This is a genomic window from Picosynechococcus sp. PCC 11901 (assembly GCF_005577135.1).
Lineage (GTDB): Bacteria > Cyanobacteriota > Cyanobacteriia > Cyanobacteriales > MRBY01 > MRBY01.
Map to the genome: position 1 here is coordinate 3,002,909 of NZ_CP040360.1, position 24,847 is coordinate 3,027,755.

Below are 24,847 nucleotides of genomic sequence, written 5' to 3' on the forward strand. Positions count from 1 at the left end.
AATCATGACCGACTATAAGGCAATCGCCGAATCCAATAACTTTATAATTCTCGATAAATACAGCAAAAAATTAAGAGTTAAGGAAAGCTACCAAAGCGAATACGATTTAGAGAGCGAATTTATTCAGGATCTAATCCAGCAAGGTTATGAATACCTGCCCAACGTCACCAATCCCCAAGCAATGCTAGCCAATGTGCGTGAGCAATTGCAAACACTCAATGATGTGCAGTTTACCGATAGTGAATGGCAACGTTTTGTCGAAACCTATTTAGATAAACTGAGCGACGGCATCACCGATAAAACTCGCAAAATTCATGATGACTATATCCATGATTTTGTCTTTGATAATGGTCGCATTCAAAACATCTACCTACTTGATAAAAAGGGGATCTCGAAAAATAGCTTGAAGCGAAGCAAGAATATGAGATCATAGATACCAAAGTATCGCCAAAGCAGTGTCTCAAGATGAGTCAATTAGGATTCTGGGATTGGGAAAAACGACATCAGTATTTGGAGGAGAAACAAGATATCCTCGTCAAGCTCAATGAATGGATTCCTTGGGAAGAATTTAGAGAGATTCTCAATCAGGTTCAACCAAAAGAGAGAAAAAGTAAGGCGGGCAGGAAAGCAATAGATCCCGTACGAATGTTCAAATTGCTGATACTGCAAAGGCTCTACGGTATTAGTGATGAAGCTCTAGAATATCAAGTCAATGACAGGCTATCATTCATGAAGTTTGTCGGTTTGGGCATCGAAGATAAAGTACCAGATGCGACAACAGTCTGGCTATTTAGACAAAAGCTAGTAGAGCAAAAGCTAGCGGCAGCACTGTTTGAGAAATTTGAAGGCTATTTGCAAAAACAAGGATATCAAGCAGAAGAAGGACAAATAATTGATGCAACACTCATCCCAGTACCGAGACAGCGCAATCGTCGGGAAGAGAATGAAGTAGTGAAATCAGGCAAAATTCCCGAAGACTGGAAAGATAAGCCCAGGAAAAAGCGACAGAAGGATTGTGATGCTCGCTGGACAAAGAAAAATCAGGAGAATCACTTTGGTTACAAGAACCACATCAATGTCGATGTGAAATATAAACTCATCAGAAAATATGCAGTGACAGCAGCTTCAGTGCATGACAGTCAAATGTTTGCGGCAGTCTTGGATGGCAGTAATAGAGGGGATGGCATCTGGGCAGACAGTGCTTACCAAATCCAAGTACGGGAAAGAGTATTAGCACTGATGGGTATGGACAGTCATATTCATGAGAAGGGGAACCGTAATCATCCCCTAAGTGAGACACAAAAAGCCAGAAATAAAGAACGCTCTCATGTCCGTTCGAGAGTGGAGCATATCTTTGGTACTTTTGTGACCTCTATGGGGGGCAAGATGGAAAGGGTGATTGGTCATGCTCGTATTGAGACACAAATTGCCCTGAAGAACTTAGCCTACAACTTCCGACGGTACGTCTACTTGCAGCAATCTTGTGCCTAAAATCAAAAAAAATGGAGGCAAATAGGGTGAATTGACAACATCATATGAGCAAATATTTTTGCTTTTATGCTGTGACTGATAGTTTTTCTCAAAGCCTATCCATTTTTTGAAAATTTCGAGGTTCCCAAAAGAACCTTGCCCGTAATAAAGTCCAAGTCATCAAGCAAATTCAACAAAAAGGAACCCAAGCCAATCGCTACGATGTAACCATTCTGGTCAACGGTTTACCGCTAGTACAAATAGAACTAAAAAAACGCGGCGTAGCAATTCGTGAAGCCTTTAACCAAGTCCATCGCTACAGCAAAGAAAGCTTTAATACAGAACATTCCTTATATAAATATTTACAGCTATTTGTGATTTCTAATGGCACTGATACCCGCTACTTTGCCAATACCACCCAGCGGAATAAAAATAGCTTTGACTTCACCATGAACTGGGCGAAAGTCGATAATAGCCCGATTAAAGATCTAAAAGACTTTACCGCCACCTTTTTTCAAAAAAACACCTTGCTCAATGTGCTGTTGCAGTACTCGGTGTTTGATGTGAATAACACTCTACTGGTGATGCGCCCCTACCAAATTGCCGCTACCGAGCGTATTTTATGGAAAATCAACAGCCCCTATGAAGCCAAAAACTGGAGTAAACCCGAAAGCGGTGGCTATATCTGGCACACCACAGGCTCCGGCAAAACCCTAACCAGCTTCAAAGCGGCACGGCTGGCGACGGAGTTGGAGTTTATCGATAAGGTGTTTTTTGTAGTTGATCGTAAAGACCTCGACTACCAGACCATGAAGGAATACCAACGCTTTTCCCCCGATAGCGTCAATGGTTCTGATAGCACTGCGGGGCTGAAGCGAAATTTGGAAAAGGATGACAACAAAATCATCGTCACCACCATCCAGAAACTCAATAACCTGATGAAGTCCGAAAGTGACCTAGCTAGCTATAACCAGCAGGTCGTATTTATTTTTGATGAATGCCACCGCAGCCAGTTTGGGGAAGCCCAGAAGAACTTACAGAAAAAATTTAGGCGATTTTATCAGTTTGGATTTACTGGCACGCCGATTTTTCCCAAAAACGCTTTGGGCGCAGACACCACCGCCAGCGTATTCGGGCGTGAATTACATTCCTATGTGATCACCGATGCAATTCGTGATGAGAAAGTACTGAAGTTCAAGGTGGACTACAACGATGTGCGCCCACAATTTAAAGCCATTGAAACCGAGCAAGACGAGCAAAAACTGAGCGCCGCCGAAAACAAAGAAGCCCTGTTACACCCAGAGCGTATCCGTGAGATTGTTCAATACATCTGAAGAACTTCCGCCAAAAAACCCACCGCTTGCAAGCTGGCAGCAAAGGCTTTAACGCGATGTTTGCGGTGAGCAGTGTGGACGCGGCCAAGCTGTATTACGAAACCTTTAAGCAGTTGCAAAAAGACCGCGATAAACCCCTAAAAATCGCTACTATTTTTTCCTTTGCCGCTAATGAAGAACAGGCAACCGTGGGCGAAATTTTGGATGAAAGCTTTAATGTCTCCGCCATGAACAGCAGCGCTAAAGAATTTTTAAGTGCTGCTATTAATGACTATAACGCCCTGTTTAAAACCAATTTCAGCGTTGATAGCAACGGTTTCCAAAACTACTACCGCGATCTGGCCAAGCAAGTCAAAGCCCAAGAAATCGACCTGCTAATTGTGGTGGGGATGTTCCTGACGGGGTTTGATGCGCCTACCCTTAACACTTTATTTGTGGACAAAAACCTGCGCTATCACGGTTTGCTGCAAGCCTATTCCCGCACTAACCGGATTTATGATGCTACTAAGACCTTTGGCAATATCGTCACCTTCCGCGATTTAGAACAAGCCACCATTGATGCTATTACCCTGTTTGGCGATAAAAATACCAAAAACATGGTGCTGGAAAAAAGCTATCAGGAATACATGGAAGGCTTTACCGATTTAGTGACGGGTGAAGCACGGCGTGGCTTTGGGTCGGTAGTGGCAGAATTAGAGCAACGTTTCCCCAACCCTGACGAAATTGTTTTAGAAAAAGACAAAAAAGACTTTGCTAAGTTGTTTGGCGAATACTTGCGCGTTGAAAATGTACTGCAAAACTACGATGAATTTGCCAGCCTAAAAGCCTTACAACAGGTCGATATAAATGACCCGGCGGCGGTTGAAGCCTTTAAAGCAGAACACTATTTGAGTGATGAAGACTTAGTGACCCTGCAAGCTATCAAGGTTCCTGGCGATCGCACCATTCAAGATTATCGCTCCACTTACAACGATATCCGCGACTGGTTACGCCGCGAAAAAGCTGCTGAAGCCCAACAGAAATCCACTATCGATTGGAATGATGTAGTTTTTGAGGTGGATTTACTGAAATCCCAAGAAATTAACCTGGATTACATCCTGGAGCTGGTCTTCGACCACAACAAGAAAACCAAGAGCAAAGCTGACCTCGTTGACGAAGTACGCCGAGTTATTCGCGCTAGCCTTGGTAACCGTGCCAAGGAGAGTCTATTGGTAGATTTTATTAATCAAACTGATCTTGACCAAATTGATGATAAAGCTAGCGTGGTCGAAGCTTTCTATGCTTTTGCCCAAGCTGAGCAGCAACAGGAGGCGGCAAAGCTGATTACCGCCGAGAGCCTAAATGTGGAAGCAGCTAGGCGTTACATCACCACCTCTTTAAGGCGGGAGTTTGCTAGCGAACATGGCACTGAGCTCAACGCCATTCTGCCCAAGATGAGTCCACTGAATCCACAGTATCTGACCAAAAAGCAAAGCGTGTTCCAGAAAATCGCTGATTTTGTTGAGAAGTTCAAAGGTGTGGGGGGACAGGTTTAGGCTAATTTTTGACTCCATCTTGGGCGATCGCCTGTTGTTTAATCAAGCGTTGCACCGCCATCAATGCTCGGTTTAGTTCTACATTTTGGCGTTGGGGATTTTCCAGATAAGCCCTTTGCTCCTGCTCGATCATCAACACATCCTGTTCCACAAGGCCATCGAGTAACCCCTTTGCCGCATTAAAACAGAGATCCTTTACCCAACGGCGAAACGGCACAGGTAGCTTATGGAGTCGCCAAAAGGCATTGAGGGAAGTGAAATGCAACAAGTAAGCGCGGGTGCGGCTGCTGTGGGTCGGACAAAACAAGCACATAATCTTAAAATCATTCCCCAAAGTCGCGCTCCAGTTGGGGTAAACATAGCTCACATCCAACGGTTCCGGGTGCAGCTTGCGCAGAGCCGGAAAAAACAATTGGGAGATCGACCAAATCTTATCAATTTTGTAATAGCTCTGGGCTTCGTAGTGGGCATCCACCCGTTGTTCAGTCACCTGGATATCCTCTAACTTTGCCGAGGCCCACGCTTGGTAATTGTCATGGAGGTGACCGTGGTACATGTCCATCAAGTTTTCAATGAGATAGGAAAAATGTCCCTCACAGTCAATGGTTGTGACGCTGACAATGTAATTTAAATGATCCCATTCTGGAATCGGCAACGGTTGAATGGCTTCGTCGGTTAAACGTTCGGGCTCCCCCGGAAAAACCCAAATAAAACCATCCTGTTCCCGCACGGGTAGGGTGCGAATCTTACAGGCAGGCCGCTTCTGATTTTCCGCGAGATAGGGCACATGGGCACAGGTTCCAGACGCATCAAACTGCCAGCCATGGTAGGCACATTCCAAGTTATCCCCAACCACTTGGCCAGAACTGAGTTTCACTTGACGATGGGGACAGCGGTCTTCGAGGGCTTGGACTTGACCGACTTGATCCCGGTAGAGCACAAAATCTTCATGCCAGAGGGTAAAACCCAAGGGCTGATCCGTTAACTCGGCACTGCGAGCCGCCACATACCAATGGTTTTTGTTGATGCCACAGGCGCGCACATCAAGCTTTTGGGGGGTCACAGAACTCGAACTAACAACGGCTTGGGGGTGGCGATTGTGCATGGGGAAGGGGCGTACCAGAGGATATTTTAATTCTCAAATTTAAACAAAAATCCTGACAAAATTCATCTTTCCTCACAAATTTGCAATTCTTATTTTTCCCGCAAAAATTCCCCCAATGATTCCCCATGGTTTCCCCAATCTATTTCATTTTTTCCACAACTTTCCCCAGGTTTTCCACAGCTCAAAACGATTTTCTTGAGGCTTGGCATTGGTCTGGGGAATTCTCTTTTTGAACCTAAGATCCACACTGCAAGGGCGCACAAATGTAAAGAACCGTAAACAAAATGCGCCTGAAACCCTTGATTTTTCGTAGATGACCAAAAGGCGATCGCCTTGGCGTAACATTTTGCAATATTGACAAGCCCACCCCTTTATAGACAACAATAGGGCGACGACCGACGAAACCGAAGGAAACGCCAAGACCCTTTTTCAGCAATTCCCAGATCCGTTCCTTCGTCCCTCGCTAGTTTAATTTTTCAGTCCCGCAGATTCCGACAGAGCTAAAGTTAATGATGAACCCCACCGTGAGCATTTTGGCCGAAATTCCCGAAGCCCTACACCAATCCCTAACCGACTACCTAGAAACCCATCCCAATTGGGATCAAGACCGGGTTTTTGCGGCGGCATTGTCCCAATTTCTGCTCCAAACCGGGGAAGGACAGACCCCGCGAGAAGCAGAAAATTACCGTACCTGCGCCAGAGTATACTTAGAAACGCTCTTTGAGCAGTCAAAGTCCTACTAAGTATTTTGTGAGGTTATGGGTCAAGACAAACCGCTCGTCATTCCCCAGTTGATTGTGGGGCTGGGAAATCCGGAACCAAAGTACGATCACACGCGCCATAACATTGGTTTTGAATTTGTCGATCGCCTCGCCGCAGATTGGGGTGCGACCCTCCAGGACAATCGAAAATTTCAAGGGGTTTGGGCAGAGGTGCGCCGCAACGGCCAAAAACTCGGTTTGCTCAAACCCACCACCTACATGAACCGTTCTGGGCAGTCTTTACGGGCTGTGATTGATTGGTACAAAATTCCCCCGGAATCGGTACTGGTGGTCTACGACGATATGGATTTACCCCTAGGACGACTGCGGTTACGCCTACAAGGATCAGCAGGGGGACATAACGGGATCAAATCCATTATTTCCCACCTCGGCACCCAGAAATTTCCCCGCTTACGCATTGGCATCGGCAAAACCCAACTCAAAGGAGACCGACCAACGATTTCCCACGTGCTTGGGAAGTTTGCGCCAGCAGAAAAGCCCGTTTTAAATGATGTGTTGGGGCTGGCGGAAGAAGCATTGGCCCTGAGTCTCCGGGAAGGGGTTGAGAAGGCCATGAGCCTCTATAATGCCCGCAGTGTTGAATCGAGTCAGTCATAGGCATCTGGCAGGAATTTTGAAAGGAAAGTTATCACTCCTCAAGCCCTATTTGCGTTGGTTTATTGTTGGCCTGACGCTCTTTTTTTTGTTGGCAACCCTCCGGAACCATTGGCAAGAGGTGACCCAAATTCGTCTGGATCGCCGGGGGTGGCTCTTGGTGGGGGCAAGTATCTTAGTAACGACGTCATCCCATGTGTGGTCGGCGTTGGTGTGGGGACGGATTCTCACGCTGTTCCGGGTGCCCATTGGTTATGGGGAGGCGATCGCCTTATATCTGCGGACGAATATGGCGAAGTATTTGCCGGGGAATATTTGGCATTTCTACGGACGAATGACCCGGATTGTGGCTGTGGGTAGCCCCTGGGGCGTAGCGAGTTTAGCAGTGCTATTGGAACCCCTTCTATTGGCAGCGGCGGCGGCGATCGCCATGGTCTTAGGGTTGGGGCTTAGCCTCATGCAGCTGGAGCAATTGCCGCTTTTAAAACTATTGGTGCCCCTGGGCTTGATTGGTGTCCTCGGTGGCATTCATCCATACTTTTTTAATCCTGTCATCCAAAAAGTTTCCCAAGGGAAAACCCAGGATCATGACCCGGTACAGTTGAACATTTATCCCTGGCAACCCCTGCTGGGAGAACTGGTTTTCATTGGCTTACGGGGGACGGGATTTCTCTTAACTTGGTGGGCGATCGCCCCCCTGAGTGCCTCCCAGATTCCCCAACTGCTGGGGGTCTTTAGTGGGGCGTGGTTGGCCGGATTTATTATTCCTGGGGCACCGGGGGGATTGGGGGTATTTGAAGTGGTCGCCCTGGCCCTTTTAGAAACCGTGGGAAATACAAATGTCGGTGTTGGCAGCCTGTTAACCATCGTGGCCTTGATGCGGGGGGTCAGTATTCTGGCAGAAATTTTGCCCCTGGGAATTTGGGGTTGGCGATCGCCTGTCCAAAAGTTGCCCCCGGAGCTCTGATATAGTGAGACCTCAAAGTCTGCGCAATACTTTTTGATTGTTATGGAACCTTTACCCTTGCCTTCCCACATCCACTACGAAACGATCCTGCAAATTTTGGAGCGCAAAGCCCAACGGGTCGCCGCCAAAGATCCCATGACCCAGACCCAAATCCAACAATTGATCCTCACCCTACGCAAGGCTTTTTCTCAACAAAAGCAACTAGAGCGCAGTTGTGACCAGCTCCGTATCCCCTACGAGTACCATTGGTCTCTCAGCAATCAAACGCCAGACCACAGCCCAGAAGCATAGAATTTCAACGCTCCACCGTTTTTTGCGCAGCGAAAGGCACTGTCCACAGCACATTTTTTGGGCAAGCTGGGTTGGCATTTTCCCGCTGGGCCTGGAGGACTCCCCTTTATAATGGATTTTGAACAAAAAATTCATAGCATAAACAGTTTTTTGATTTCGGTAGACCGAATTCGTTAGGCTAAAGTACCGGATCAGGAGCAAAGGTGGGTTAGGTTGCAAGTAGATTTAAATCAAGTTTTTCCGTTTCAGTTAGATCAATTTCAAAAACAGGCGATCGCCGCCCTCGATGCCGACAGATCCGTGGTGGTCTGTGCGCCGACTGGCTCCGGTAAAACTGTCATTGGCGAATATGCGATCCACCGGGCCCTCGCCATGGGGCAACGGGTTTTTTATACCACTCCCCTGAAGGCGCTCTCTAACCAGAAGTTTCGGGATTTTGGCGAAACCTTCGGCGAAAAACAAGTGGGTTTGATCACGGGCGACATCATCATCAATGCCCAGGCGACCATCGTCGTCATGACCACGGAAATTTTCCGAAATATGCTCTACGAAACCCCCATTGGTCAGGTGGGCACGTCCCTGGAAAATGTTTTAACGGTCGTCTTGGATGAATGCCACTACATTAGCGATCGCGGTCGCGGCACCGTCTGGGAAGAATCAATTATTTATTGTCCCTCAGAAATTCAGATTGTTGGCCTGTCGGCGACCATCGGCAACCCAGAAATTTTTACCGCCTGGATTAACAAAACCCGCCAAGCGGCCCATGAAGACCACCCCAACAGCAAAGAACACCGCTGCGAATTAGTCGATTCTGACCACCGCCCCGTACCTCTAGAGTTTCTTTACAGCAATAAAAAAGGCTTGTACCCGCTCCTGGATCAGGGAGGGAGCAAAATGAATTCGCGCCTGCGATCGCGCACCAATGCCCCCCAAGGTAAGCGCAAAAAACGCCAACGGGAAGATTGTCCTAGTTTATTTGCCATTGTGCGCCAACTCCGCCAAAAGGATCTCTTGCCCGCGATTTACATCATTTTTAGTCGGCGCGGCTGCGATCGCTCGGTGACCCAACTCAACGACATCACCCTCGTTTCCCCAGAAGAAGCCAAACTCTTGGAAGCGACCCTGCTGCACTTTTTCTTAGATAACCAAGGGAAGCTCCAGGAAAAGCTCCTCAATCAATGTGATGACACCCCAGAATTTAAAGCCCTGGTGCTGGATTTCATCGCTAAAAATCCCTTTTCTACCGAAAAGCTAGTGGACTATCTCCAGGAAAATCTCCCCCTGCGCGAACAGCTTTGGCAATACCTCGCCCAACAGTCAAAATTTGCCCGTCCCGAACAGGTGGAACCTCTACTGCGGGGCATTGCCGCTCACCATGCGGGGATTCTGCCAGCCTGGAAAGAACTGGTCGAAAAGCTGTTTGAAATGGGCCTCGTGAAATTGGTGTTTGCGACGGCGACTTTGGCTGCAGGGATCAATATGCCCGCCCGCACCACGGTAATTTCTGCCCTCTCGAAACGTACCGATGAAGGGCACCGGATGTTGACGCCTTCGGAATTTTTGCAGATGGCGGGTCGCGCGGGTCGTCGGGGCATGGATAAAGTGGGCTATGTGGTCACTGTGGAAACGCCCTTTGAGGGAGCAAAAGAAGCCTCTCGCCTTGCCCTCTCTAGTGCAGAACCGTTGCGCAGTTGGTTTACGCCTTCCTACGGTATGGTGCTTAATCTGTTGCAGAAACATAGCCTGGAAGAATCGAAGGAACTCTTATCCCGGAGTTTTGCGGAATATCAGGTACAACAACAACTCAGCCCGGAACAGGAGGCGATCGCCGAACTGACCACGGAAATTGCTCGCCTCGACATTGACCTAGCCGCTTTTGATGAACGGCAGTTTGAACGCTACAGCAAACTCAAGGAACGGCTCAAGGAAGAAGAACGGCTATTGGGGATTCTCCGGGAACAGGCGGAACTCGAAAACCGTAAACTGTTGGCCCCTTTGTTGGATCAGCTTCCCCTCGGCTCCATTTTGCACCTCAAAGGGAAAAACCTGCGGGTCAAAGAAGCGGTTCCCGCCGTCCTTGTAGAACAAACTGAGGAACAGCAGTTTCTGTGTTTGGGCACCGATAAGCGTTGGTACCTAATTAAAGAAACGGATGTGGTTGCCCTCAATGAAGGTCTTTTTCCCGCCGATCAACTGGCGCAAATTCCGTTACCCATTGATCAAAATCTTACCCTTGGGAAAAATGGCAAAATTGATGCTGAAGCTTTTCCCCTCGTGGCGGCGATCGCCGATTACCTTCTGCCCCTCACCGAAGCCCCTGAAGTAGAAGCCCAAAAACAACGCTTTGCCGCTGTCCAGGCCAAATTTGCCGCTTCTCCCCTGAGCCAGCAGGACAAACCCGGCAAACTCCTCAAACGTCACCAACGACGCAAAGACCTCCGCAAAGAATTAAACCGTCGCCAAACCCTCTACCGTCAACACGCCAACAAACGCTCCTATTACTGGCAAGATTTTCTGAACCTCATTGAAGTCTTACAGGAATTTCGCGCCCTCGACGGCTATACACCAACGGTTTTGGGGCGTACTGCGGCAACAATTCGTGGGGAAAACGAACTATGGTTGGCGCTGTGTCTGCTGTCGGGTCAGTTGGATCACCTGGCCCCTGAGCATCTAGCCGCCGCCATCTGTGCAATCATCAGCGAACCACCCCGGGGCGATAGTTGGACGGATTATCCTCAACCCAACGCCGTTTTAGAAGTGCTCGGTATCCGTAAAAAAGACCAGGGCCATAACCCCGTTAGTCTGTGGGAACTGCGCCGCCAACTATACCAAGTGCAAAAGCATTGTGGTGTGACCATGCCTGTTTGGCTTGAAAGTAAATTTATCGGCCTAGTAGAACAGTGGGCTTTGGGGGTCGAGTGGACTGAACTCTGTGAAAATACCAGCCTTGATGAGGGAGATATTGTGCGGATGTTGCGGCGCACGGTCGATGTTCTCTGGCAAATCCCTCAAATTCCGGAGATTAAACCTGTTCTCATGCGCACTGCCAAAGAGGCGATCGCCAAAATGAAACGCTTCCCCGTTTAGGTTTCCCTTTGCGGAAGCCAATCATCTGTGAGTAATTGCCCCGAAGAGGAAGGCAGGAATTTTCCCATTTCTACAAAATGTCTAAAGGGTTGTTATGGTTACGATTCGTCCGTTTCAAACTCAGGATATTCCGGCGATCGCCCAACTGTTCCACGACACTGTCCATACCATCAATGCCCAGGACTATTCCCCGGCCCAACTGCGAGCCTGGGCACCCGATGACCTGTATTTCCGCGATTGGGAAACCCGTTGTCATGCTTGCTTTACTTACATTGCCGAAGAGGATACACAAATCCTTGGGTTTGCGGAACTTTCGCCAGCGGGTCACATTGGCTGTTTCTATTGCCACAAAGATCACCAACGGCGGGGCATTGGTCGCCAACTCTATCAGGCACTCCTCGCCCAAGCAGACCAGTTACAACTCAGCACCCTAACCGTTGAAGCTAGTATTACCGCGAAACCTTTTTTTGCAGCCCTGGGGTTTCGGATTCTCCAAGAGCAACAGGTTCAACGCCACCAACAAACATTAACGAACTACCGGATGATCAAGCAGCTTCGTTAAAATTTTCCACAAAAAAACCCCTAGGGGATAGGGGAGATGGTTTGGCGATCGCCATTGTTTCGCCACTTTTTAGAATTAGTCGAGGTAGCCGATCAAAGTCGCCATATCATCGGTTTCATTGGGGGCCACGGGGCGATTCCCCATAATGACGATAGTGTCGCTGACCTGGAGGTGGCTGGCCATAATCGGGCGATTCCCGGAAACAGTCATCGTACTAGAAATATCCATCGTGCCCGCAGTCACAGGGCGATCTGCACCAGAAGAGCGAAAGGTGCTGGTGACCTTGAGGTGGCTGGGTTCAATGGGGCGATTATTGGGGAGGCCTAATTTGGCAGGCTCTTTTACAGAGAGAGCAACCACCTCGTCTTTTTTCGCCGTGCTACGGGAACGGGTGGGACTTTTAGTTGTGCTATCGTTCGTGGAAGTCGAATTTTCGGTGGTCATGGGATTTCTCCTTGAGGTATCTGAGCCAACACCTACTGAATCAAAATTTTGAGTAGGATTATGTTTTAAGAATTTTTTCGTTACTTTACTTCAATTATCCCAAATGATGGGACAAAGATTCCTTGCTGATCTTAGACACACTTTGTCATAAATTCGCAACATTGTTTCTAAAGTATCTCATTAATTTAAGTTATGTCTAACGGGAGTAATGTTTTGTTTCGTCTCCATGCCCCTTTTGAACCTACTGGTGATCAACCCCAGGCGATCGCCCAACTGGTCAAATCCTTAGCATCCCAAGCGAAATATCAGACCCTCTTGGGGGCGACGGGCACAGGCAAAACCTTTACGATGGCGGCGGTGATCGCCCAGATGCAGAAACCCACCCTCGTTTTGGCGCACAATAAAACCCTCGCAGCCCAGCTTTGTAACGAGTTACGGCAATTTTTCCCCTACAACGCCGTGGAATATTTCATCAGTTATTACGACTACTATCAACCGGAAGCCTACATTCCCGTCACCGATACTTATATTGAAAAAACCGCTTCGATCAATGACGAAATTGATATGTTGCGCCACTCCGCCACGCGATCGCTGTTTGAACGCAAGGATGTGATTGTGGTGGCTTCCATTAGCTGTATCTACGGCTTAGGAATTCCGAGCGAATATTTAAAGGCGGCCCTGTCTCTCAAAGTGGGGGAAGAACTGGATCAACGGGCTGTACTGCGGCAACTTGTGACCGTGCAATATAACCGCAACGATACCGATTTAAGTCGCGGCAATTTTCGGGTGAAGGGCGACATTTTAGAAATTGTCCCTGCCTACGAAGATCGGGTGATTCGCGTCGAATTTTTCGGCGATGAAATTGATGCGATTCGCCTCCTTGATCCCGTCACGGGTGAAATTTTACAAAGCCTCGATCAGGTTAATATTTATCCCGCCCGCCACTTTGTTACGCCCCAAGAACAGTTGGCGATCGCCTGCGAACAAATCAAAGCCGAATTAGATAGTCAACTCACAGTTTTAGAAGCAGAAAATAAACTCCTCGAAGCCCAGCGTTTAAAGCAGCGAACGAGTTATGATCTCGAACTTTTACAGGAAGTTGGCTATTGTAATGGAGTCGAAAATTATTCCCGTTTCTTAGCCGGACGGGAAGCCGGATCGCCCCCCGAATGTTTAATTGATTATTTCCCTGAAGATTGGCTTTTAGTGGTTGATGAATCCCATGTCACTGTGCCGCAAATTCGGGGGATGTACAACGGTGATCAAGCCCGCAAAAAAGTCTTAATTGACCATGGCTTTCGGTTACCCAGTGCCGCCGATAATCGTCCTTTAAAGTCTGAAGAATTTTGGCAAAAAGTCAATCAATGTGTGTTTGTTTCTGCGACCCCCGGTAATTGGGAAATCGAGCAATCAGAAGCGCGGGTTATTGAGCAAGTCATTCGTCCCACAGGCGTTGTCGATCCAGAAATTGATGTGCGCCCCACCGACGGACAAGTGGATGATTTGTTAGGGGAAATTCGTCAGCGGGAAAAATTAAAAGAACGGGTTTTAATTACCACTTTAACGAAACGAATGGCGGAGGATTTAACGGATTATTTCAGTGACCAGGGGGTAGCCGTGCAATATCTCCATTCTGAGATTAAATCCATCGAACGAATTGAAATTTTGCAGGCTCTCCGCAAAGGTGAATTTGATGTTTTAATTGGGGTTAATTTACTCCGAGAAGGTCTAGATTTACCGGAGGTTTCCCTGGTGGCGATTATGGATGCCGATAAGGAAGGGTTCCTGCGGGCGGAACGGTCTTTAATCCAAACCATTGGTCGGGCAGCCCGCCACGTGCGGGGTCAGGCGATCCTCTACGCCGATAATCTCACCGATAGTATGGCAAAGGCGATCGCCGAAACAGAACGCCGTCGCAAAATCCAAATCGCCTACAACAAAGAACACAACATCACTCCCCAACCGATCAAAAAGCGGGATGAAAATGCAATTTTATCTTTTCTCGATATTTCCCGCCGCTTAAATACCCAGCAATTACAGCAAGTTGTTGAACATATGGAGGAAGTCCCCCTCGAAAAAATTCCCGATGTGATTAAGCAGCTAGAAGAGCAAATGAAAGAAGCCGCCGAAAATCTCGAATTTGAACAGGCCGCTCTACTCCGCGATCAAATTAAAAAACTCCGCCATCAACTTTTAGGGAGTCACGATAACTAGCAAACAAAAAAGCTGGAGAGAATTTCTCCAGCCCTGAGGATGTAATGTTATGCAATCAAAAAATGGTTTACTCGTCTTCTTCTAGACCAAAGACACGGGCGACAATTTTCTGGACTTTGTAGCCAGAATCAATTGATTCGAGGGGATCTTTCCGCAGACGGTGTCGCAGACAAAGGGTAACCACCCGGCGAATATCATCCACGGTCACTTCGGTGCGGCCTTCATAGGCGGCGAGGGCTTTGGCGGCGCGGTTGGTGACGATATCACCCCGGAGACCATCCACATCCGCTTCGGAACAAACTTCGGAGATTTTCACCTTTAGTTCCCGATCAATGGTGACCTGGGGTAAAAGTTCCTGGGCGCGGACGAGGCGTTCCTGTTCTGCTTTTTGCTCGGCGTCGTATTGTTGCAGAAACTCTGTGGGATTTTGGTCAAAGGCCGAACGACGTTCAACGATTTCAACGCGCTGTTCGGGATTGCGTTCGGTGCGGATCTCAGCGTGCATCCCGAAACGGTCGAGAAGTTGGGGCCGCAGTTCTCCTTCTTCGGGGTTGCCGGAACCAACAAGGACAAAACTGGCAGGGTGACGAATGGAAATCCCTTCCCGTTCAACGGTATTCCAACCGCCAGCAGCAGAGTCGAGGAGGACGTCTACCAGGTGATCATCGAGGAGGTTAACTTCATCCACATAGAGGACACCCCGGTTTGCTTTTGCCAACAGGCCCGGTTCAAAGGCTTTTACCCCTTCGGAGAGGGCTTTTTCGATGTCGATGGTGCCACAAACGCGGTCTTCTGTTGCGCCGAGGGGCAGGTCAATCATCGGTACTTTTTTGCGGGCGACCTCGATTGGTTCGTTGTTTTCGAGTTTTTGCCGCACTTCATCGCCCATGAGTTCGGGGTTTTTGGGGTCGCTGTTAAAGGGATCGTTGGCAACCACTTCGATTTCGGGCAGGAGATCGGCTAAAGCACGGATGGTGGTGGATTTTCCGGTACCGCGATCGCCCATGATCATCACGCCGCCGATTTTGGGGTCGATGATGTTGAGTTTGAGGGCCAGTTTCATTTCATCTTGGCCGATTACCGCCGTAAAGGGGAACACCACACGACGTTTTACTTTTTCTTGGGGAGGAGCTTCAGCCGTTACTGTCATATCAATAGAAACTTTTGTAAGGGAACGTAATTTTTTATCTTAAAAATTCACAATTTATGATTGCTGATCACCCATCGTAACAGGTGCTGGGACGATAATGTAACCGGAGTGGCGATCGCCAAGGGTTTGGTTTTTCGCCTGGCCCCAGTACCACCAGTAGGCGCCCACATAGGCACAAACTAAGGCATCGATGCGGTCTTCGATTTCCTTGAGATCACTGCCTTTGGCCGTTGGGATCGGTTGAACGAGATCGTCCCAGCGGTGATTTAGTGTCAATTGCGGGGTAAGAATCGTCAATACCGTTTCAATCAGACTCACCAAACGTAATAATTCCTGGCGGCGATCGCCTAGCTTGCCTTTTTTGTATTTGATAATTCGCTCTAGCTGAAATAGACGCACCATCGCCGGGTGGGGAAATACCTCAATCTGGTAACGGCCCGGTTTTCGAGCGTCAATTTCCGGGGCATGGCCAAAGCCTAAGGCTTCAAGATCCAAGCCCAATTGGGTGGTGCGGGGGGCAAAGGGACGATTTAGATTGGCTGGATAACAACCCGCGTGGTACTTCCCAAAATATTTGTGGGTGAGGCGATCCGGGAGGCGTGTTCCCGTTTCATTGGGGATAACTGTCGGCGCATCAACGGCAACGAGGCCCATTGTTTCTTTCGGGAGCAGTTGATCAACCCAAGTGACAATCTCGGCGGGATCAAGAAGCAGATCAAACTGGGCGATCGCCAATTGCTGATCTTGTATTTCTAGACAACACAAACCACTGGCACCAGACGTCCAACCAAAATCAACCCCCAGAAATTTCACTTAATTACCCACATCAAGACCTTCGGGGAGAATTGTCCCATCAAAAATCGCGTTGTGGAAATTTACTTGATCCACCGTTGCATCCAGCAGCACGGCCCGGGTTAGATTCGCACTGGTGAAATTTGACCAATAAAGCTTACTGCGGAAAAGTTGAGCCTCACTCAGATCCGCCCCCCGCATGGTTGTCCAGGCCATTTGCACCTTCCGGAGTACCGCCTGGCGCAGTTTAACGTTGGTAAAGTTGGCGCTATTGAGTTTCGCCTGGCTAAAGTCTGCGTGGTCGGCGATCGCCCCGGTGGCATTGACCCCGTGCATAATTGCGTGGGAAAGGTTGGCTCCCTTTAAATTCGCGCCGATCAAAATCGTGCTGGTGAGGTTCGCATTGGCAAGGTTGGCTCCTTCTAGGTTGGCCTGGGTTAAGTTCGCCCGCCCAATGAATGCATCCGTTAAGGTCGCATTGGTCAGGTTAGCTTCCCGCAAAATCGCTTCGTTGAGGGTGGCACAACTGAGATCCGCTGAGACCAGTTGAGCATTGGTTAAATTGGCTGCCCGGAGTCCCCCGTAGGTGAGTTGGGCGGTGGTTAAATTCGCGTCGGTCAGGTCGCAGGAAATTAAATTTGCTTCACTGAGATTGGCTTGGAGACTGCTATTGGTAAGATCTGCCTCCCGAAAATTTGCCTGTTTAAGGGATGCCCCCGTGAACACAATCCGGGACAAATGACTTTCCCGCAGATTGATCCCATCAAAGTTGCCGCCCCCCAAAAACGCTCCTTCAAGGTCTATTTCCCGGAAATCCCGTTCTCCGGCCGCATAGCGTTCTAATAATTCTCCCGCATCCATTCGTTTCAAAATGGTATTCCTCCTGAGACTGTGACTGGGCCAAGGCTGTGACCCAAGACATGGCGAATATGAACTTTATGAGTTTTATGAATCTTTAGTCTGCTTTATTGCATTGTAGAGTTAGTGGTCTGGGGATTGGCGATCGCCGCAATGAAACGATAATCGTCAGATGAAATTTTCCCAATAAAAATCCCACAGACGATCCGGAGTTGTAATCAAGCATCGATCTATGGGGAACCTAATGGAAATGGGCCGAGGCCACAAAAGTCGGTTTTATTCGAAGGTTTCTGTGGGGGTGATGAGCGAACTTTCCTCCGGAGTTCCATTAACGGCAGAGGTTTCGGCTTGTTTTTTCTGACGCCAATATTCCTGTAGTCGGGAGCGATAATCGGCAGCCGCGTTGTTAATGTTGGAGTTCGTGCTCTCGCGGAATTGTTCTGGATCCTTATTGCCTAAGCGCATCATGTGGATCAAATCGTAGGGATTGAAGCCATCTGTGTTGCCATAGAGGGAAGAATTTTCGCTTTGTTGATAGTTCCCTTCGAGATCGCTGGCAGTTTGGGCTTGGCTCGGCGCGAAGGGCACACTGGCGATCGCGACACTAAAACCACAGATGAGAGTTAGTAGAGCAGGTTTTTTCATGGGCTTATCGGCAATGGAGTTGCGCATAGATCGTCTTTGATGACCATTGTGCCGCAAAAAAGTTTCAGGCGTGAGGGTAATTACCCTCGGTTTATGGTGAAATTTTGGCTTTGGCGCACCGACAAAAAACGTCCCCCCACGGGAGACGCCTCGGTGGTCTAATTGGGCAGTTAGAAAAATGTGTCCTAGGATGCAGGACGCAGTTCATCCCCAAAAAACCAAGTGGCGGTTTTATCATCAAAGGTCACGATCGCCCCAATGCCGCTACCGTCGGTGACGCGAAAGTCTGTGATGGTGCCTACTTTACCGAGTTTATCGGCGAGATCTTTACCAACACGATCCCGCAAACGGTAGATTTGTACTTTTTGCCCGATTTCCATGCCAATTATTGCTGTACTAATAAGGGTTTAGTTGAATTAAATCATTCATCAGTGTATCGGAAACTGGTCGAAAAAATGAATTTTAACTGGATTTGCCAATCGTCACGGCTAGTACGGTGGAGTTGAATTTGTTCGATAAATTCCCGCAGGTAAAAGCGTCGCTCGGCTTCGGATAGGTCATACCAAAAAGATTCGAGGGTAATGGTTTTGGCGATCGCCCCCAGGTTAGCGGGGGGAAGTTGGTTTAATTGGGTTTGCAGTTGGCTAATTTCGCTACGCAGCACATAGCGGCGTTGGGCAGCCGTTTCTGGGTCAAAAATGCCCTGGGCCGTGAGATCCGGGAGGGCGGCAATGAGGCTTTCCTTTTGTTGAATCTCCTGCTGAATCTGGCCCTGTTGCTGATCTAGGGAGGGGCCTTGGTATTGCTGGGCGATCGCGGGGAACTCCTGACAAATGCTTTGTACGGTGGCCCGGAAAATTTTTTCGTAGGCGATCGCCCGGCATTTGGGCTTGCGGGGGCAGGCGAGGGGACGCAGGTATAAATAGGTCTTGGCATGATTACGCCGACTGACACGGCTGATGGTGAGGGCACTGCCACAGGTTTGACATTGCACCAGCCCGGCTAAACAGCGGGGAGCACTGGCACTGCGGGGGGCGATGGGACGATTACGGCGCAGGAGGCGATCAATTTGGGCGGCTTCATTGTCGGTAAGGATTGCGGCGTGGGTTTTGGGAATGGTTGTCCCATCGCAGTAATGGAGCTGCCCCCGGTAGACGGGATTGCTTAACCAGTTGCGCCCGGTGGATACGGCAATTTTTTTCCCAAAGCGTTGTTCTAGGTGACGCACGGCCCCCCGCAGGGAACCGAAGAGAAGAAAATGTTCACAAAAATCTTTCACCACGGGGGCGGTACTGCGGTCGATGAGGTAACGGTCTTGGCCCCGTTTATAACCGTAGGGGGCTTTGCCTGGGGGTGGCAGAAATTGGCGGCGGTTTTTGGCGTGGCCCCGTTGAATTTTTTGTTGTCTGAGGCGATCGCCAATGGTTTGAAAGAGTTGGCCCAGGGCTTTTTGATCCAGCGGTTGATCGCTTTGGTAGTCTTGCTCGGTAGCGATAATCCCCACACCATAATTTTCGATGTGCTGGAGGCGATCGCCAATCTCGCTGAGGTTATCCCCCAATTCATCGAGGCGACGTAGTAGTAAATAATCAGGGCGATCACCGGCGTCGAGATCCGTGAGTAACTGGGTGAGCTGTTGCCGTTGCCCCCAATCGCTATAAATGCGATCAACCTCGACCCCCCATAGTTCCGGTTCTGGGGCGGCATCCAGGAGTGGGTCACTGTAGCTGTAGACAAAAATTGTCATCCGCCTTGAACCCTCCTTCGGTTTAGCTTTCCTCTGGATTGGCGGATTGGCTGTGGCGAATTAAATCTTCGGGGCTAATTTGATCGACAAAGGCACGAAAAGCTTGTCGTTCTTCTTCATCAGCATCTCGGTCTACGGGAATTGAAGCCTCAGAAATCACTTCCTCCACAACCCAGATCGGACTTTCGGTGCGTAGGGCAATGGCGATCGCATCACTGGGGCGACAGTCAATTTCTTGGGTTTCTTCCCCCTGGGAGGTACAAAGCACCGCATAGAAAGTGTGTTCTTCTAGGGCATGGATAATGATTTTATCGAGGGTGAGATCCCAAGCTTCCAATAGATCCGCAAAAAGATCATGGGTGAGGGGCCGTGGCGGTGTTTTTTGCTCCAAGACATTCATAATTGAGCGGGCTTGATCCTGGGCAATATAGATCGGTAAGGCACGCCGTTCCGAGGTATCCTTCAGGAGAATGATCGGGCTCCGAGTAATGGCATCAAGGGCAATGCCAGCAACGTGCATTTCAATCATGGATCTGGGCCTCGGGGTAGGGATGGCAACGGGAGCAATATTTGATTCCCTTACTAACTAGTATCCTACAGCTTCGATATTCTGGGGGGATGTTGGGCCTGATTTTCGGTCAATTCCCGCTACAATCGAATGGCCCTTTTACTGCGATCGCATCACGCCCTGTGTTTACTGGATTGATTCAAGCCCTTGGTACCGTTAAAGCCCTTGGTGGCGATCGCTTTGCCATCGATATCCAGGGCCATGGGGCCAGTCAAGTGATGTCGGATCTAGCCCTCGGTGATAGTGTGGCCGTAGATGGCGTTTGCCTGACCGTCGAAACCATTGCTGAACAAGGATTTGTTGCTACGGCCTCCCCCGAAACCCTCAAGCGCACCATCCTCGGTGATGCCGTTGCCCGCTCCAATTGGGTGAATATTGAAACGTCCTTGCGGGTGGGTAGTAAGATCGGTGGTCATTTTGTGTCAGGCCATGTGGATACCATTGGCGCTTTAGAGAAGGTTGTCGAAACTGCCCGTGCCTGGGAATTGTGGTTTACGGCGATCGCCGATTATCAAGCGACCTGGGACATGAATATTTCCCCTTGTTTGGTGTCCAAGGGAAGCATTGCGGTCAATGGCATTAGTCTAACGGTGGCCGAATGCGATCGCCTGGGCCAGTGGTTCAAAGTGGCAGTGATCCCCCATACCTACGCCGAAACGAATTTGGCCTACCTCAAGCCGGGCAGTTGGGTGAACCTAGAGGGGGATATCCTCGCGAAATATGTTCAGCGATTTGTCAGTTACCAACGGGAGCAAAAAGCCCCGGACATTGGCCTCGACTTCCTCCAGGAACATGGCTATTTATAACGACTGAATTGCCAGTTTTTTCTGGTGGGGTGCAACCTGGGTTTCTTCGCCCACAACGCTCGGTAATTGTGCCTCGGCTGCTTGGGTGCGGGGCCGCATCCGAATTAGATAGTAGCCTTTTTCTCCCAGGGGATCACAGGTTAAATTCTCGGTGATTTTTTGCCAATGCAGGGGAAAACTGGCGCGGTTATAGAAAGTAAGATAAAAATCAAATGTCTGCAGCCAAGGTGATTGGATCGTAATTTCTAAACGTTCTGCTGTATCTAAAGCGCCGTAGAAAAATTGGGTATCGGTGGCGCCAACGGGCAGAAATTCTCCTTTGACAAAAGCTGCGGGTAAGACATCCCGAAATTTAAACAGCGTAAAAATGTAGTAGTGGAGCAGACGAAAATAAGGGTTTGTTTTCTGGGCTAGGGTTTGATAAAAGTCGTTATTTTGGGGCGAAACAACCAAGGTCGCTACGGTTAGATCTAGGTCTGTTTTAACTGTCGGAAAGCGAGGATTCACCTTGGGGTGGTAGTAGCGTAAACCGACGGTATATTTGCCCTTGGTTAAGGAGATCTTGAGTTCTGTTTGGCCGGGATCGTCGGTAAGTTGCGTGAAATTCAACACCGTGCGATAACCAGGAAAGTCGTAGATACAACCGACCCAAGCTTCTGTAGATTGACGGATGGTTTCGAGGTTAATGGTGAGTTCTTTTTCGACAGAAAGTAGCCCCAGGGTACCGATAATGGCGTGGGTATTCCAGCGGGGCGCTTTGGTCATTAAAACGGGTAAGCTGAGGAATTTTTGGAGGGATTTTTCTCCAATAATGCGCCATTCTTTTGCATTTTTTTTATTCAGCGCCAAATACAAAGTGTAGAGATTCCCAATCAGGAATTTGTTGACTTTATAAAAGCCAAAGGAAAAGATTGCCAAGGGCAGTTCTAACCAGGGTTTACGCGCCATTATTTATCAGAAAAATTGTGTCCTAGATTCTACCGTAGTGGGCGATCGCCCTTTGGGTTTGCCAGGCCCAGAGCTGATCCCCATAGGAAAAGTGCCACCATTCGTTGGGATGAATCACGAAGCCTGCCTGTTCCATGGCCTGCCTAAGCAGTTGGCGATTGTGATGGTACTGCTGCTCTGGGGGCGTGGTGGCGGCGGCATAAAAATCTGGGTAGGAGCGATCGCCAATGTCATCAATCTCTCCTCCCATCGGCAGAGGTTCCTGAGCGCGGTTTACCAAACGCACATCCAGGGCCGCGCCGGTACTGTGGGGCGGTGGGGTCGCTGGATCGCGGCTCGGCACGGCCCAAAATTGCAACACCTGCTCCCAAATCTGGGCTGTTTCGGGGGGAGTTAAGGGGCGATCGCCTTTTAGCTGGGTGAAAGTGTAGTCCACCATGAATTGCTGCACCGGGATCGGTCGGTAGGCATCGAAGATTTGAATTTGGAATTCTGGATGGGCAGCCCGTAAGAAATTCTGGGCTTGGATGAGTTTGTCGAGGACTCGGCGGCGCAAAAAATAAGGCGATCGCCCCCCATAATCAGCCCCCAAAGCCATGTAGGGGTGGGGCGTCACCAAAGAAAAAAGACCTGCGGGGATTGGCACCAGGGGGTCATCACTTGTTGCGATGGGGATCCGTTGATAGGGTTTGGTCATGGGCCGGGGCAACTTAGGACAACGGTAGGCGATGGATCGCGTCATTAGTCCCAATCACCATCATCATTAGCGACTTATCCAGGCGATGCTCTGGCCCAGGGTTAATTTCAAAATGCTCTTCATTGCCCACTGCTAACACATTCACCCCGTAGTTAGCCCGTAGGGACAGTTCCGCTAGGGTTTTATCATGGAAAGCCTCTGGGATTTTAATCTCGACAATGCTGTGTTCTTCGTCAATATCAAAGCGGTCGAGGATTGACGGTTTTGTGAGGGTCATCGCGAGGGCGGCTCCAGCTTCATATTCTGGGTAAACAATGCGGTCGGCCCCCACCCGTTTCAGGAGCTTGCCATGTACCTCCGAGGAGGCCTTAGCCACCACATGTTCGACGCCCCCTTCCTTCACATTCAAGGTCGTGACAATGCTTTCTTGGAGATAATTCCCAATCGCCACAATGACAGTGTCAAATTCAAAAATGCCCGCCTGACGCAGGGCCATCACCTCGGTGGAATCCAACTGCATTGCGTGGGAGACGAGTTTTTCGGAAACCACCTGGGCGACTAATTTCGGGTTGATATCGGTGCCGAGGACTTCGTAGCCCATGTTGTGTAATTTTGTGCAGACGGCACGACCAAATCGTCCCAGGCCAATGACCGCAAACTGACGACTTTCTTCCTGCCGAAAACCCTGAAAGAGAAAATTCCAATTCCGTAAATTCACCGTTTGTTTTACTCCAAAACCCAAATGGTTGTTAACTCGTGGCTAATGTGATTGCGAAAGGTTCAAAATGCTGTGGAGGCGATCGCCGCATCTTAACCGATGATCCTACTCGAATTTCAAGCGCTGGTGAAGCCTTGGGACATTCCTCTGGCCGAGGTGCTGCGGCTCAACCCACCAATAAATTTTCTTCGGGATAGCTAATGCGGCGTGGGGTGATTTCCCCGACGATGGCCGACATCAGCAAGAGTACCCCGACCCGACCACAGTACATGGTGGCAATTAGGGTCAGTTGACCGACAGCAGAAAGGCTGGCAGTAATCCCCGTGGACAGGCCAACGGTGGCAAAGGCCGAAATCACCTCAAACAAAATCGCAATCAATTCGATCTCAGGGTTGCTGATGGAAATAATCGCCGTGGCAATGGTGATCACGGTGGCAGAACCAAAAACAACGGCGATCGCCTTAAAAACGATACTCTGGGCAATTTCACGGTCAAAAACAGTGACACGGGTTTGACCATAGAGCACGGATTTAGTGCAATTCGCCAGGATATTAATGGTGGTTGTTTTGATCCCGCCCCCGGTGCCACTGGGACTCGCCCCAATAAACATCAAACCCATGGTGATAAACAGTCCGGCGGTACTCAGCTTGCCGATGTCAATGCTATTAAACCCAGCGGTGCGGGTGGTCACCGATTGAAACCAAGCGGCGATCGCCTTATCACCCCAACTCATCCCCGCAAAGGTGGTTGGATTGGCCCATTCCACAAACAAAAAAGCCACAGTCCCCAGGCCCAGGAGCCAGAAGGTGGTAGAGGTGACCACTTCAAAATTCAACGAAAAGGTAAAGCGTCGGCTTTTGCGCTGGAGACGGTGCCGCAACCACAGATACATTTCGATGATCGCCTCATAACCAATGCCACCAAAAATGATCAAGCCAGAGATCGCCCCGTTCACCAAAAGGGAATCTTGATAGCCAACTAAACTGTCCGCAAACAAACTAAAGCCCGCATTGTTCCAAGCGCTGATGCTGTGAAAAATTGCGAGCCACAACCCTTCACCGGGATCAAAGTCTCGACTAAACCGCCCAAACAGGAGAAAAATCCCCGTCAGTTCCCCAATTAGGGTCGTGGCGATAATTGAACGAATTAAGTTGCGCGTCCCTTGGTTGTAGGGTTGGTCAAAGGATTCTTTAATGGCAAATTTTTGAGCCAAGTCAAACCGACGCCCCAGCAGCAGCATGAGAAATGTCGAGAGGGTCATGTAGCCTAGTCCCCCCAGTTGGATCAACAGGAGAATAACTCCCTGACCAAAGTTGGAAAAGGCTGTGCCTGTATCCACCACGATTAATCCTGTAACACAAACGGCGGAAGTCGAGGTAAATAGGGCGATGAGGGGGCTATTCCATTCTCCGGAGGCGGTGGAAAAAGGCAACATCAAAAGTAACGTACCCAATAGAATAGCTCCGAGAAAGCCGAGGCAAATGGTTCTGGCGATGGTCATGGCCGATCAAAATTACAAAAAAGCATTTATAA

The 24,847-nt window shown here is 49.2% G+C and carries 24 protein-coding genes and 1 pseudogene; 12 read left to right on the forward strand and 13 right to left on the reverse strand.

Annotated elements, in window-relative coordinates:
* The first annotated feature begins 4 nt into the window (after positions 1-4).
* The 4 genes and pseudogenes from FEK30_RS15505 to FEK30_RS16920 all read left to right on the forward strand — a co-directional run bounded on the left by FEK30_RS15505 (position 5) and on the right by FEK30_RS16920 (position 4,339).
* Positions 5-433 (forward strand): type I restriction endonuclease, encoded by a 429-nt coding sequence (locus FEK30_RS15505; RefSeq protein WP_138073671.1) that lies wholly within the window; start codon positions 5-7, stop codon positions 431-433.
* A gap of 32 nt (positions 434-465) precedes the next feature.
* The gene (locus FEK30_RS15510; RefSeq protein WP_138071033.1) at positions 466-1,491 is read left to right on the forward strand and encodes an IS5 family transposase; all 1,026 of its coding nucleotides are present in this window, start codon (positions 466-468) and stop codon (positions 1,489-1,491) included.
* 140 nt (positions 1,492-1,631) lie between these two features.
* A pseudogene (locus FEK30_RS16915) lies at positions 1,632-2,804 on the forward strand (HsdR family type I site-specific deoxyribonuclease); the annotation flags it as partial.
* Positions 2,805-2,830: 26 nt separating this feature from the next.
* Positions 2,831-4,339: a type I restriction endonuclease subunit R, EcoR124 family gene (locus FEK30_RS16920; RefSeq protein ID WP_220094730.1), complete on the forward strand. Its 1,509-nt coding sequence runs from the start codon at positions 2,831-2,833 to the stop codon at positions 4,337-4,339.
* A gap of 1 nt (position 4,340) precedes the next feature.
* On the opposite strand, the gene FEK30_RS15520 is transcribed toward FEK30_RS16920, so the two are convergent.
* The gene (locus FEK30_RS15520) at positions 4,341-5,444 is read right to left on the reverse strand and encodes an aromatic ring-hydroxylating dioxygenase subunit alpha (RefSeq protein WP_138073672.1); all 1,104 of its coding nucleotides are present in this window, start codon (positions 5,442-5,444) and stop codon (positions 4,341-4,343) included.
* Positions 5,445-5,956: 512 nt separating this feature from the next.
* On the opposite strand from FEK30_RS15520, the gene FEK30_RS15525 reads away from it, so the two are divergent.
* The 6 genes from FEK30_RS15525 to FEK30_RS15550 all read left to right on the forward strand — a co-directional run bounded on the left by FEK30_RS15525 (position 5,957) and on the right by FEK30_RS15550 (position 11,727).
* The gene (locus tag FEK30_RS15525; protein ID WP_030007319.1) at positions 5,957-6,187 is read left to right on the forward strand and encodes a DUF2811 domain-containing protein; all 231 of its coding nucleotides are present in this window, start codon (positions 5,957-5,959) and stop codon (positions 6,185-6,187) included.
* Positions 6,188-6,202: 15 nt separating this feature from the next.
* A complete protein-coding gene (pth, locus tag FEK30_RS15530) occupies positions 6,203-6,823 on the forward strand; it encodes an aminoacyl-tRNA hydrolase (RefSeq protein WP_030007320.1) in 621 nt (206 codons plus the stop codon).
* Positions 6,824-6,839: 16 nt separating this feature from the next.
* Positions 6,840-7,787: a hypothetical protein gene (locus FEK30_RS15535; RefSeq protein WP_255447909.1), complete on the forward strand. Its 948-nt coding sequence runs from the start codon at positions 6,840-6,842 to the stop codon at positions 7,785-7,787.
* Between the two features lie 42 nt (positions 7,788-7,829).
* Positions 7,830-8,078: a DUF5340 domain-containing protein gene (locus FEK30_RS15540; RefSeq protein ID WP_041443595.1), complete on the forward strand. Its 249-nt coding sequence runs from the start codon at positions 7,830-7,832 to the stop codon at positions 8,076-8,078.
* A 213-nt stretch (positions 8,079-8,291) separates the two neighbouring features.
* The gene (locus FEK30_RS15545) at positions 8,292-11,165 is read left to right on the forward strand and encodes a DEAD/DEAH box helicase (protein ID WP_138073674.1); all 2,874 of its coding nucleotides are present in this window, start codon (positions 8,292-8,294) and stop codon (positions 11,163-11,165) included.
* A gap of 94 nt (positions 11,166-11,259) precedes the next feature.
* A complete protein-coding gene (locus FEK30_RS15550; protein ID WP_138073675.1) occupies positions 11,260-11,727 on the forward strand; it encodes a GNAT family N-acetyltransferase in 468 nt (155 codons plus the stop codon).
* A gap of 75 nt (positions 11,728-11,802) precedes the next feature.
* On the opposite strand, the gene FEK30_RS15555 is transcribed toward FEK30_RS15550, so the two are convergent.
* Entirely contained in the window at positions 11,803-12,171 is a 369-nt protein-coding gene (locus tag FEK30_RS15555; RefSeq protein WP_030007324.1) for a hypothetical protein, read from the reverse strand.
* Between the two features lie 192 nt (positions 12,172-12,363).
* Between FEK30_RS15555 and uvrB the strand changes: the two genes are divergently transcribed.
* Complete coding sequence (gene uvrB, locus FEK30_RS15560) at positions 12,364-14,385, forward strand: excinuclease ABC subunit UvrB (protein ID WP_138073676.1); 2,022 nt, start codon at positions 12,364-12,366, stop codon at positions 14,383-14,385.
* A gap of 67 nt (positions 14,386-14,452) precedes the next feature.
* Here the strand turns inward: uvrB and bchI are convergent, their stop codons facing one another.
* The 7 genes from bchI to FEK30_RS15595 all read right to left on the reverse strand — a co-directional run bounded on the left by bchI (position 14,453) and on the right by FEK30_RS15595 (position 20,106).
* The gene (gene bchI / locus FEK30_RS15565; RefSeq protein ID WP_012307853.1) at positions 14,453-15,535 is read right to left on the reverse strand and encodes a magnesium chelatase ATPase subunit I; all 1,083 of its coding nucleotides are present in this window, start codon (positions 15,533-15,535) and stop codon (positions 14,453-14,455) included.
* A 54-nt stretch (positions 15,536-15,589) separates the two neighbouring features.
* Positions 15,590-16,348, reverse strand: a complete 759-nt coding sequence (locus FEK30_RS15570; protein WP_138073677.1) for a DUF429 domain-containing protein — start codon at positions 16,346-16,348, stop codon at positions 15,590-15,592.
* Positions 16,349-17,188, reverse strand: a complete 840-nt coding sequence (locus FEK30_RS15575) for a pentapeptide repeat-containing protein (protein ID WP_138073833.1) — start codon at positions 17,186-17,188, stop codon at positions 16,349-16,351.
* 273 nt (positions 17,189-17,461) lie between these two features.
* Positions 17,462-17,857: a hypothetical protein gene (locus FEK30_RS15580; RefSeq protein WP_030007329.1), complete on the reverse strand. Its 396-nt coding sequence runs from the start codon at positions 17,855-17,857 to the stop codon at positions 17,462-17,464.
* A gap of 158 nt (positions 17,858-18,015) precedes the next feature.
* Complete coding sequence (petP, locus tag FEK30_RS15585; RefSeq protein WP_012307858.1) at positions 18,016-18,210, reverse strand: cytochrome b6f subunit PetP; 195 nt, start codon at positions 18,208-18,210, stop codon at positions 18,016-18,018.
* A 41-nt stretch (positions 18,211-18,251) separates the two neighbouring features.
* On the reverse strand, positions 18,252-19,577 hold the full coding sequence (locus FEK30_RS15590) for a recombinase family protein (protein ID WP_138073678.1): 1,326 nt from the start codon (positions 19,575-19,577) through the stop codon (positions 18,252-18,254).
* A gap of 22 nt (positions 19,578-19,599) precedes the next feature.
* Entirely contained in the window at positions 19,600-20,106 is a 507-nt protein-coding gene (locus FEK30_RS15595) for a bifunctional nuclease family protein (protein ID WP_138073679.1), read from the reverse strand.
* Between the two features lie 161 nt (positions 20,107-20,267).
* Here FEK30_RS15595 and ribE point away from each other — a divergent pair, with 161 nt between their 5' ends.
* Positions 20,268-20,951, forward strand: coding sequence for a riboflavin synthase (gene ribE, locus FEK30_RS15600; protein ID WP_138073680.1), 684 nt, complete (start codon positions 20,268-20,270; stop codon positions 20,949-20,951).
* Here ribE and FEK30_RS15605 read toward each other — a convergent pair.
* The 4 genes from FEK30_RS15605 to FEK30_RS15620 all read right to left on the reverse strand — a co-directional run bounded on the left by FEK30_RS15605 (position 20,946) and on the right by FEK30_RS15620 (position 24,815).
* Positions 20,946-21,899, reverse strand: coding sequence for a DUF6208 family protein (locus FEK30_RS15605; RefSeq protein ID WP_138073681.1), 954 nt, complete (start codon positions 21,897-21,899; stop codon positions 20,946-20,948). The two genes, ribE and FEK30_RS15605, sit on opposite strands and share 6 nt — an antisense overlap.
* Before the next feature lie 22 nt (positions 21,900-21,921).
* Complete coding sequence (locus tag FEK30_RS15610; RefSeq protein ID WP_138073834.1) at positions 21,922-22,596, reverse strand: M15 family metallopeptidase; 675 nt, start codon at positions 22,594-22,596, stop codon at positions 21,922-21,924.
* 13 nt (positions 22,597-22,609) lie between these two features.
* Entirely contained in the window at positions 22,610-23,314 is a 705-nt protein-coding gene (locus FEK30_RS15615) for a potassium channel family protein (protein ID WP_012307864.1), read from the reverse strand.
* A 166-nt stretch (positions 23,315-23,480) separates the two neighbouring features.
* A complete protein-coding gene (locus tag FEK30_RS15620) occupies positions 23,481-24,815 on the reverse strand; it encodes a TrkH family potassium uptake protein (RefSeq protein ID WP_138073682.1) in 1,335 nt (444 codons plus the stop codon).
* Between the last annotated feature and the right edge of the window lie 32 nt (positions 24,816-24,847).